Consider the following 10109-nt stretch of genomic DNA (forward strand, 5'->3'; position numbering starts at 1 on the left):
AGCCGAAGCCGGGTTTGCGAAGGCGACATCCGGTCGTGACCGGCCGGACCCGTTGGCTCAAGGGCGCGAACCTCTCCTTTCGAGCGCAAGTCACGCCACAGGGGAGCGATGCCTGTCAAGCGCGATCGGGAGACGCCGTGGGGTCGCGGGAGTGACGTTTCGGCGACAGGGGTGTCGCCTCGCGGCCCTGGCGGAGCGCCGCCGCGCCCGCATCCACCGCCTCGTGGGCGGCTTCCGCCAGCGCCTTGCGGTTGGGGAAGTCGGCGGGGTCGAGCGGCCGGTGCAGAAGGATGGTGGCGCGGCACGAGCGCCGCCCCAGGAGGGTCCAGGCATGGCGGGCGATGTCCATGTCGCCGTACCAGGCGAAGTGCGGCCGGTGCGGGCGCGTCACCGGCAGGCCGTCCAGCCGGTCGAACACGATCGAGACCGGCTGCACGATCGGGCGCACGCCGTCGCCCTCGACCGCGCCGATCAGCGCGCTGCGGAACGGCATCACCCGCGCGCCGTCGCTGGTGGTGCCCTCCGGGAACAGGATCAGCGAATCGCCCCTGGCGAGGCGGGCGACGATCTCGTCCTTCTCGCGCCCGGTCGCGCCGCGCCGGCGGCTGACATAGACGGTGCGGCCGAGCTTCGCGACGGTGCGGATCAGGGGCCAGGACCCGACCTCGGCCTTGGAGACGAAGCAGGCCTCGATCCGCCCGCCCAGCACCAGCACATCCGCCCAGGACTGGTGGTTGGAGAGGAACAGGACCGGCCGGCCGGGTGCGGGCCTGGCGGGCTCGCCGACCACCCGCACATGGATGCCGCCGATCCAGCACAGCACCGCGTGGTACCAGCGCGCCATCACCACCGGCGCGCGGCCGCCCAAGGCGATGCAGACCGTCTGCACGGGGATGCAGAGGAAGGTCCAGAGCGCCATCAGCACGAGCCGCCGGGTCGCGCGCACGGCGCGCCAGGCCGAGGGCGCGCGCGCCTCGCGGAAGTCGGCCGCCATCTCGGCCTCCGCGGCGGCGAGCCGGGCGCGCCAGTCGGTGCCGGCGGGTGGCCGGATGATCGCGGTGCGGAAACGTCGGGAGCCCAGGCGGCGGGTCGGCATGTATCGGCTGGCATGGCGCAACTGCCGGGGCGGCGCAAGCCGGGCAGGGCCGCTTGCGGCCGGGTCCTGGGCGGCCGAGACTGCGTCGCGACACGACGGAGGACCCCTCTGCCCATGCGACTCGCGATCCTCGGCGCCGGGGCGATCGCCCTCGGCTCGGCGGCGCTGGCGGCGTCGCGCGGCCACGCCGTGACGGTCTGGTCGCCCTCCGGCCGCGGCACCGAGGCCTTGCGCGCCAGGGGCGGGCGGCTCGCGGCCGCGGGCGAGGTCCGGGGGGAGTTCCCGGTCGGCCTCGCCGCGCAGGTGGGCGAGGCGGTCGCCGGCGCCGAGGCCGTGCTGGTCGCGGTGCCGGCGAACGGCCACCGGGCGGTGATGGAGGCGGCCGCCCCGCATCTCGCCTCCGGCCAGACCGTGCTGGTCAGCGCCGCAGCCAGCCTCTCGCCACTCCATCTGCACCGGCTGCTCGGCCGGCGCGGCGTGGCGGCGACGATCGCGGGGTTCGGCACCACGGCGCTGACGGGCCGGCGCGGCGCCGACGGCGCCTCGGTCGCGGTCGCCACCCTGCGCGGCGCCTGCGACGTCGCGGCGGTGCGGCACGCCGAGACGGAAGCGGCGCTCGCGATCGCGACCGAGCTCTGGGGCGAGCGCTTCGTCCCGGCCGACAGCCTGCTCGCCGCCGCGCTCGCCAACGTCAATCCGATCGCGCATCTGGCGATGGCGCTCTGCAACTTGAGCCGCATCGAGCACCGCGAGGTCTGGCCGCAGTACCACTGCACCACGCCCGCCGTGGCGCGGCTGATCCTGGCGCTGGACGGCGAGCGCCAGGCGCTCGCCGCCGCCTGCGGGGTGCGCATCCCGACGGCGGAGGCGTTCTTCCGCCGCTCCTATGCGCTGGACGCGCCCGATCTTGCGGGGATGATGGCGGAGCTGCACGCCCGCCGCGGCGGCCCGCCGGGGCCGACCACGATCGAGACCCGCTACGTGCTCGAGGACGTGCCCTTCGGTCTCGTGTTCTACCTCGCGCTCGCCGGGGAAGTCGGTCTGGCGATGCCGGTGACCGAGGGGGCGGTGCGGCTTGCCTCCGCCGCCTGGGGGCGGGAGCTTGCGGCGATGAACGACCTCCTGCCGGTGCTCGCGGCCGAGGGCGGGCTCAGGGCGGCGGCCACGGCGTGAGGCCGGGGCGCGCTGCCGCGCGCCGCCCCTGGCCGATCATCCTGCCCCGATCGTGGCCCGCAGCCCCGCCCTCCGGCCCTTGCCGCACCCCCGCGAACCGACCCATATCCCGCCCATGGACGCGACCACCGACAGCCTGCGCCTCTCCGTCAACGGCGAGACGCGCGCCTTCCCCGGCCCGCTCACCGTGGCCGGGCTGCTTGCCGTGCTCGGGCTCGACCGGCGCAAGGTCGCCGTGGAGCGCAACCTGGAGATCGTCCCGAAATCGGGCTTCGACAGCACCGTGCTCGCCGACGGCGACCGGATCGAGATCGTCCACTTCATCGGCGGGGGCGACCATGCCTCCGCGGCGGAGGACACGTGGTCGGTCGCCGGGCGCAGCTTCCGTTCGCGCCTGATCGTCGGCACCGGGCGCTACAAGGACCTCGACGAGACCGCGGCCGCGATCGCCGCGTCGGGCGCCGAGATCGTCACCGTCGCCGTGCGGCGCGTGAACCTCTCCGATCCCTCGGCGCCGATGCTGCAGGACTACGTCCCGCCCTCACGCTACACCTACCTGCCCAACACCGCGGGCTGCCACACGGCAGAGGACGCGATCCGCACCCTGCGGCTTGCGCGCGAGGCGGGGGGGTGGAACCTCGTCAAGCTCGAAGTGCTGGGACCGCCGCCGACGCTCTATCCCGACATGCAGGAGACGCATCGTGCGCTCGACGCGCTGGTGAAGGACGGGTTCCAGGTCATGGTGTACTGCGTCGACGACCCGGTCGCGGCGAAGCGGCTCGAGGAGCAGGGCGCGGTCGCGATCATGCCGCTCGGCGCGCCGATCGGCTCGGGCTTGGGCATCCAGAACCGGGTCACGATCCGGCTGATCGTCGAGCAGTCGAAGGTTCCCGTGCTGGTGGATGCCGGGGTGGGCACAGCCTCCGACGCGGCGATCGCGATGGAGCTCGGCTGTGACGCGGTGCTGATGAACTCGGCGATCGCGCACGCCAGGGACCCGGTGCGCATGGCGCGCGCGATGAAGGCCGCGGTCGAGGCGGGACGCGAGGCCTATCTCGCCGGACGGATGGCGAAGAAGCTCTACGCCGACCCGTCGAGTCCGCTGGGCGGTCTGATCTGACCCGAGGCGGGGGAACCTGACCCGCCATCGCATCCACCTGCGCCCGTCGGCCTGAGCGCGGCCCGGCATGTCATCCGAGGCGACGGCGCTGCCCGGCCCGAATCGCCGCTGGGGCAGCCCGTACGGCGGCATGCCGGCGCCGCCCCCGCCATGCGACCCGGGCCACCTGCCGGCGACTGCGGGCCGGATTTCTCCGCACCGCAGGCCTGCGCTGCGCGGGATCGATTTTTCCCTTCACCTCTCGGAGGGTCGCGCGTATATCGCGCGCAGAGACAGCAACGCACGTGCCTCTGGCCCCTCGGGGTTTACGCAACGACGTCAAGCGCTCTGGCCAGCCCGGGGGTTCGCCCGCGGGATCGCTGGTGTGTTCGACCGTTCCGTCGACCTGGGGCGTGCCGCCTGGACAGGCCGCCCCGCTGGAGTTGAGAGGGAGGGCCCGTGCGATGACCCCGAAGATCGCGCGCTTTCTCGAGGAGGTTCGTCCCGCGACGCCCTGCCTCGTGCTCGACGTCGACCGCGTCGAGGCGAACTACCGTGCGCTCGCCGCCGCGCTGCCGCTCGCGCGCATCTACTATGCCGTCAAGGCCAACCCCGCGCCGCCGGTGCTGGAGCGGCTGGTCGCCCTCGGTTCGGCCTTCGATGCCGCTTCGTGGGAGGAGGTCGAACTCGTGCTCGCCGCCGGCGCGGCGCCCTCGGCGATCTCCTACGGCAACACGGTGAAGAAGGAGAGCGCGGTCGCGCGCGCCTTCGCCGCCGGCGTGCGGATGTTCGCCTTCGACTCGGAGGAGGAGCTCGAGAAGCTCGCGCGCGCCGCCCCCGGGTCGAAGGTCTATTGCCGCATCCTGGTCGAGAACGCCGGCGCCGACTGGCCGCTTTCCCGCAAGTTCGGCTGCTCGGTGGAGATGGCGGCCGGGCTGATGGCACGCGCGGGTGCGCTCGGGCTCGATCCCTACGGGCTCTCGTTCCATGTCGGCAGCCAGCAGCGCGACGCGGTGGCCTACGAGGCGGCGATCGCCAAGGTGGGAATGCTGTTCACCGACCTCACCGAGCGCGGGGTGAACCTGCGCATGGTGAATCTGGGCGGCGGCTTCCCGGTGCGCTACTCGGAGGACGTTCCGGGGATCGACCATTTCGCCCGGGCGATCATGGGCGCGATGACGCGCGCCTTCGGCAACGCGATCCCCGAGATGGTGGTCGAGCCGGGGCGCTTCATCGTCGGCGATGCCGGCGTGATCGCCTCGGAGGTGGTGCTGGTCAGCCGCAAGGCGAAGGACGATCCGGTCCGCTGGGTGTATCTCGACATCGGCCGGTTCGGCGGGCTGGCCGAGACCGAGGGCGAGAGCATCCGCTACCCTCTGCGCACCTCGCGCGACGGCGGGGCGGTCGGGCCGGTGACGATCGCGGGTCCGACCTGCGACGGCGCGGACATCCTCTACGAGCGCACCCCGTACCGGCTGCCGCTGGCGTTGCGGGCGGGCGACCGGGTCGAGCTGCTGGCGACCGGCGCCTACACGACGACCTATGCGTCGCAGTCCTTCAACGGCTTCCGCCCGCTGGCGGAACATTACATCTAGGGGGGTGGTCGAGGGGGGGGGGGGGGGGCCCCCCCCCCGGGTTTTTTTAAGACCGACGGCGCGGCCGGCCCCGCCCCGCCGGGGTTGGGGGGGGGGGGCCCCCCCCCCCCCCCCCCCGCCTCGTTCCTTCATGGCAGCAGCACCGTCACCGCCGCCTGCGCGGCGATGCCTTCGCCCCGCCCGGTGAAGCCGAGCCGCTCGGTGGTCGTGGCCTTCACCGAGACGGCACCGGATGCGATCCCCATCAGCGCGGCCAGTCGTTCCCGCATCGCCGCCGCATGCGGCGCGATCTTCGGCCGCTCGCAGATCAGCGTGACGTCGGCATGGACGATCCGGCCACCGCGCGCGGCCACGCGTTGCGATGCATGCTGGAGGAACAGCGCACTGTCGGCGTCCTTCCACACGGCATCCGAGGGGGGGAACTGCGTGCCGATATCGCCCTCGGCGAGCGCGCCGTAGATCGCGTCGCAGAGCGCGTGGATGCCGACATCGGCATCGGAATGTCCTGCAAGTCCAAGGGGATGGGGGACGCGGACGCCGCAGAGCATGAGCGCGCGGTCGGGCGCGAAGCGGTGCACGTCGAAGCCCGTGCCGACGCGCGGCGTCAGGCTTGCGCCGAGGATCGCTGCGGCGCGGGCGAGATCCTCGGGTGTGGTCACCTTCAGGTTCTCCTCCGCCCCTGGCACGAGCCGGACCGCGATGCCTGCGGCTTCGGCCACGGCGCCGTCATCGGTCAGCGACCGTCCCGCCACGGCACGGTGGGCGGCGAGGATCGACGCGAAGCGGAAGCCCTGCGGCGTCTGCACCCGCCACAGGCCCTCGCGCGGAACCGTCCCGGTGACGATCCCGTCCGCCGCGCGCTTGAGAGTGTCGGTGACGGGGATGGCCGGCAGCACGGCCTCGGCCCCTGCGGCGAGGGCCTCGCACACGGCGTCGATGACGCGGACGGGCACGAGGGGGCGGGCGGCGTCGTGGATCAGCACGGCCTCGGGCGGGTCGGCGGCGAGCGCCTCCAGCCCCGCGCGGGCGCTGTCCTGGCGTGTCGCGCCCCCGGGCACGATTCCCGATTTCGGGAAATCGGGACATGCGGCCGCGATCGGTTCCCCCGGGCCGACCGCCACCACCTGCGCCACGCGCGGATGGCCCCTGAACGCCGCGAGCGCGCGCGCGACGAGCGGTACGCCGGCGAGCGGAACGAACTGCTTCGGCTGCGCCGCCCCGAACCGGGCGCCGGAACCGGCGGCGAGGACAAGTGCTGCGATCCGCATGGCGACCGGACGCTACGGGCGCGGCCCTTGCCGCACAACCGCCGCCGCGTTGCGCGGGCGGGGGCACTTCGCTAGTTTGCCCAAATCATGGGCATTTCCGCATCAGGCAAGGACGGCTGCGACGCAAGCGCGCCCGACCAGCCTATCCCGCGTGCAGCCGACGGGAACCGGCCGCAGCGCGCGCCGGGGCCCCTGGCGCCGATCGTGCTCGGCCCGGGCGCGGTGATCGAGACCCCGGTCATCCTCGCCCCCATGTCGGGGGTCACCGACCTGCCGTTCCGCCGCCTGGTGCACAGCCTCGGAGCCGGGCTGGTCGTCTCCGAGATGATCGCCTCCTGGGCGATGATCCGCGAGAACCGCCAGACCCTGAAGATGGCCGAGACCGACGGCGGCGCCGGGCTGATGGCGGTGCAGCTCGCCGGCTGCGACCCGGAGGCGATGGCGGCGGCGGCGAAGCTGAACGAGGATCGCGGCGCCGCCATCATCGACATCAACTTCGGCTGTCCTGTGAAGAAGGTGACGAACGGCCAGCACGCCGGCTCGGCGCTGATGCGCGACGAGGTCCAGGCCGCGCGCATCCTGGAGGCGACCGTGCGCGCGGTCTCGATCCCGGTGACGCTGAAGATGCGCATGGGCTGGGACCACGCCAGCCTGAACGCGCCCAGGATCGCGCGCATCGCCGAGGAGGCCGGCATCCGGATGGTGACCGTGCACGGGCGGACGCGCCAGCAGTTCTATTCCGGCCATGCCGACTGGGACTTCGTCGCGCGGGTGAAGGCGGCGGTCCGGCTGCCGGTGATCGTCAACGGCGACATCGTCACGGTGGAGGACGCGTCGGAGGCGATGGCGCGCGCGGGCGCCGACGGGGTGATGGTCGGCCGCGGCGCCTACGGACGGCCGTGGTTCCTCGCCCAGGTCGCGCACTTCCTGCGCACGGGCAGGCATCTGCCCGATCCGCCGCTCGCCGAGCAGCGGCGCATCCTGCGCGCCCACTACCGGGCGATGCTCGCGCATCACGGCGAGAGCGCGGGGACGCGGCTCGCGCGCAAGCATGTCGCCTGGTACTCGAAGGGCCTGCCCGGTTCGGCCGAGTTCCGCGCCGCCGTGAACCGCGCCGAGACGGCCGCCGAGGTGGAGGCGCTGATCGACGGCTTCTACCTGCCGCTGATCGAGGCCGGCACGGAGCGGGCCGCCGCATGAGGCCCTCGCGCAGCCGCCGGGCGCTCGCCGCGGCGCGCGGCCTCGCCGAGGCGCCGGTGCGGCTCCTGCGCGCGCAGCCGGACGAACCCGACGCGGCATCGATCCTCTCCTCGCTCGCGATCGCCGTGGTGGTGCTCGACCGGCAGGGACGGTTCCGCAGCGCCAACCAGGCCGCCGAACAGTTCTTCGCGCAGTCCGCCGCCTCGCTCGCGGCGATGCGGCTCGGCGATCTGCTGCCCGCCGACCATCCGATCTTCGCCATGCTCGTCCAGGCGCTCGACGGCGCGGCGATCGTCGCCGACCACGACATGGCGTTCGAGAGCCCGCGGATCGCCAAGCACGGGATCTCGGTGACGGTCGCGCCGCTCGCCGATTGGCCGGACTGCGCGGTGGTGACGCTGGCGGACGGTTCGACCGCGCAGATGCTCGATCGCCAGATCGGCTTCCGCAACGCCGCGCGCAGCGTCTCCGGCATGGCCGCGATCCTGGCGCACGAGGTGAAGAACCCGCTCTCCGGCATCCGCGGCGCCGCCCAGCTCCTGGAAGCGAGCGTGCCGGAGCAGGATCGCGAGCTTGCGCGCCTGATCCAGGACGAGGCGGACCGCATCCGCGCGCTGGTCGATCGGATGGACGTGTTCTCCGACCGGCCGGTGGAGCGGCGGTCCGTCAACATCCACGAGGTGCTCGAGCATGTGCGCCGGCTGGCCATGAGCGGCGTCGCACGGCACGCGCGCATCGTCGAGAGCTACGATCCCTCGCTGCCGCCCGTGTGGGGCAACCGCGACCAGCTCGTGCAGGTGTTCCTGAACCTGGTGAAGAACGCCGCCGAGGCGGTGCCGGAGGCGGGCGGGGTGATCGAGCTCGCCACCGCCTTCCAGCACGGGGTGCGGCTGGTCGCGGGCGGTGCCGGGCGCGTGCACCTGCCGCTCGTGGTCAGCGTGCGCGACAACGGCCCGGGCATCGACGAGGCGATCCGCGCCAACCTGTTCGACCCGTTCGTGACCACCAAGCGCGGCGGCAGCGGCCTCGGGCTCGCGCTGGTCGCCAAGCTGGTGGGCGATCACGGCGGGCTGGTGGAATGCGACAGCCGCCCCGGCCGCACCGTGTTCCGCGTGCATCTTCCGGTTGGACCCGCAGCCAGCGACGACGACGCACCATGACCGCGACGATCCTGGTCGCCGACGACGACCGCTCCATCCGCACCGTGCTGGGCCAGGCGCTGACGCGCTCCGGCTACCAGGTGCGCACGACCGGCACCGCCTCGACGTTGTGGCGCTGGGTGCAGGACGGCGAGGGCGATCTCGTCATCACCGACGTGGTGATGCCGGACGAGAGCGGGCTCGAGCTGATCCCGCGCATCCGCCGCATCCGCCCGGAGCTGCGCATCGTGGTGATGAGCGCGCAGTCGACCTTCACCACGGCGGTGATGGCGGCGCAGCGCGGCGCCTTCGAGTACCTGCCGAAGCCCTTCGACCTGAACGAGCTGCTCGCCGTGGTTGGGCGCGCGCTCGCCGCGCCGCCGCCCGCGGCCGAGCCCGAGGCGGCGGAGGAGGAGCGGCTGCCGCTGATCGGCCGGTCGCCGGCCATGCAGGAGATCTACCGGATGGTGGCGCGCGTCACCACGACCGATCTCACCGTGATGATCACGGGCGAGAGCGGGACCGGCAAGGAGCTGGTCGCGCGCGCGCTGCACGACTACGGTCCGCGCCGCGGCGCGCCCTTCGTCGCGGTGAACATGGCGGCGATCCCGCGCGAGCTGATCGAGAGCGAGCTGTTCGGCCACGAGCGCGGCGCCTTCACCGGCGCGCTGAGCCGCAACCAGGGCCGGTTCGAGCAGGCGAACGGCGGCACGCTCTTCCTCGACGAGATCGGCGACATGCCGCCCGAGGCGCAGACACGGCTCCTGCGCGTGCTGCAGGAGGGCGAGTTCACCACCGTCGGCGGGCGGACGCCGGTGCGCGTCAACGTGCGCATCGTCGCCGCCACGCATCGCGACCTGCGCGCGCTGATCCGCCAGGGCCTGTTCCGCGAGGATCTCTTCTACCGCCTGAACGTCGTGCCGATCCGCCTGCCGCCGCTGCGCGACCGGCTCGAGGACATCCCGCTCTTGGCGCGCCACTTCCTCGCCCAGGCGAAGGCGAAGGGGCTGCCGGCCAAGACGCTCACACCCGAGGCCGCGGAGCGGCTGAAGCAGCATCCCTGGCCCGGCAATGTGCGCGAGCTCGAGAACCTGATGCGCCGTCTCGCCGCCCTCTATCCGCAGGAGACGATCGGCGCCGAGGTGATCGCCGCCGAGCTTGCCGAGGCGATCCCGCCGGCGGCGCCCGCCGCGACACCGACCGAACCCGAGAGCATGGCGCAGTCGGTGGAACGGCATCTGCGCGCCTATTTCGCGAGCCACAAGGACGGGCTGCCGGCCGCCGGCGTCTATGACCGCGTGCTCGCCGAGGTCGAGCGGCCGCTGATCCGCCTCACCCTTGCCGCGACCCGCGGCAACCAGATCAAGGCCGCTGCGGTGCTGGGGCTGAACCGCAACACGCTGCGCAAGAAGATCCGGGAACTCGAGATCCCGGTCGTGCGCGGTCTCGGCTGACGGGGGAGGCGGGCATGGACGGGACCGCCGCCCGTCCGGCCGCCGAGGCCGAGCCGGCCGCCGCGCCGCGCTGGCGTCGCATCGC

8 protein-coding genes are annotated in these 10109 nt (G+C 73.4%); 6 read left to right on the forward strand and 2 right to left on the reverse strand.

Annotated features, from left to right (window positions below):
* Positions 1 to 115: 115 nt before the first annotated feature.
* Positions 116 to 1096, reverse strand: a complete 981-nt coding sequence (locus FK498_RS05690) for a 1-acyl-sn-glycerol-3-phosphate acyltransferase (protein ID WP_141852421.1) — start codon at positions 1094 to 1096, stop codon at positions 116 to 118.
* Between the two features lie 114 nt (positions 1097 to 1210).
* On the opposite strand from FK498_RS05690, the gene FK498_RS05695 reads away from it, so the two are divergent.
* The 3 genes from FK498_RS05695 (at position 1211) to FK498_RS05705 (ending at position 4963) form a co-directional block, all read left to right on the forward strand.
* Entirely contained in the window at positions 1211 to 2269 is a 1059-nt protein-coding gene (locus tag FK498_RS05695) for an NAD/NADP-dependent octopine/nopaline dehydrogenase family protein (RefSeq protein ID WP_161988325.1), read from the forward strand.
* A gap of 115 nt (positions 2270 to 2384) precedes the next feature.
* Complete coding sequence (gene thiS / locus FK498_RS05700; RefSeq protein WP_141852425.1) at positions 2385 to 3389, forward strand: sulfur carrier protein ThiS; 1005 nt, start codon at positions 2385 to 2387, stop codon at positions 3387 to 3389.
* 443 nt (positions 3390 to 3832) lie between these two features.
* Positions 3833 to 4963 (forward strand): type III PLP-dependent enzyme, encoded by a 1131-nt coding sequence (locus FK498_RS05705; RefSeq protein WP_141852427.1) that lies wholly within the window; start codon positions 3833 to 3835, stop codon positions 4961 to 4963.
* Between the two features lie 128 nt (positions 4964 to 5091).
* Here the strand turns inward: FK498_RS05705 and FK498_RS05710 are convergent, their stop codons facing one another.
* A complete protein-coding gene (locus FK498_RS05710; protein ID WP_141852429.1) occupies positions 5092 to 6231 on the reverse strand; it encodes a bifunctional 2-C-methyl-D-erythritol 4-phosphate cytidylyltransferase/2-C-methyl-D-erythritol 2,4-cyclodiphosphate synthase in 1140 nt (379 codons plus the stop codon).
* 87 nt (positions 6232 to 6318) lie between these two features.
* Here FK498_RS05710 and dusB point away from each other — a divergent pair, with 87 nt between their 5' ends.
* Genes dusB through ntrC form a run of 3 tightly spaced genes read left to right on the forward strand, consistent with a single transcriptional unit; the run spans position 6319 to position 10024 of the window.
* Entirely contained in the window at positions 6319 to 7431 is a 1113-nt protein-coding gene (dusB, locus tag FK498_RS05715; protein ID WP_237560845.1) for a tRNA dihydrouridine synthase DusB, read from the forward strand.
* The gene (locus FK498_RS05720) at positions 7428 to 8591 is read left to right on the forward strand and encodes a nitrogen regulation protein NR(II) (protein ID WP_141852431.1); all 1164 of its coding nucleotides are present in this window, start codon (positions 7428 to 7430) and stop codon (positions 8589 to 8591) included. Before dusB ends, FK498_RS05720 begins: the two co-directional genes overlap by 4 nt.
* Entirely contained in the window at positions 8588 to 10024 is a 1437-nt protein-coding gene (gene ntrC / locus FK498_RS05725; protein ID WP_141852433.1) for a nitrogen regulation protein NR(I), read from the forward strand. Before FK498_RS05720 ends, ntrC begins: the two co-directional genes overlap by 4 nt.
* The last annotated feature ends 85 nt before the right edge of the window (positions 10025 to 10109 follow it).

This window comes from Elioraea sp. Yellowstone, from assembly GCF_006704265.1.
GTDB lineage: Bacteria > Pseudomonadota > Alphaproteobacteria > Acetobacterales > Acetobacteraceae > Elioraea.

What these genes read in the sequence shown, in the direction of transcription:
- FK498_RS05720 (WP_141852431.1), top strand. Translation starts at nt 7,428, where the DNA reads ATGAGGCCCTCGCGCAGCCGCCGGGCGCTCGCCGCGGCGCGCGGCCTC.
- FK498_RS05705 (WP_141852427.1), top strand. Translation starts at nt 3,833, where the DNA reads ATGACCCCGAAGATCGCGCGCTTTCTCGAGGAGGTTCGTCCCGCGACG.
- ntrC (WP_141852433.1), top strand. Translation starts at nt 8,588, where the DNA reads ATGACCGCGACGATCCTGGTCGCCGACGACGACCGCTCCATCCGCACC.
- dusB (WP_237560845.1), top strand. Translation starts at nt 6,319, where the DNA reads ATGGGCATTTCCGCATCAGGCAAGGACGGCTGCGACGCAAGCGCGCCC.
- FK498_RS05695 (WP_161988325.1), top strand. Translation starts at nt 1,211, where the DNA reads ATGCGACTCGCGATCCTCGGCGCCGGGGCGATCGCCCTCGGCTCGGCG.
- FK498_RS05690 (WP_141852421.1), bottom strand. Translation starts at nt 1,096, where the DNA reads ATGCCGACCCGCCGCCTGGGCTCCCGACGTTTCCGCACCGCGATCATC.
- thiS (WP_141852425.1), top strand. Translation starts at nt 2,385, where the DNA reads ATGGACGCGACCACCGACAGCCTGCGCCTCTCCGTCAACGGCGAGACG.
- FK498_RS05710 (WP_141852429.1), bottom strand. Translation starts at nt 6,231, where the DNA reads ATGCGGATCGCAGCACTTGTCCTCGCCGCCGGTTCCGGCGCCCGGTTC.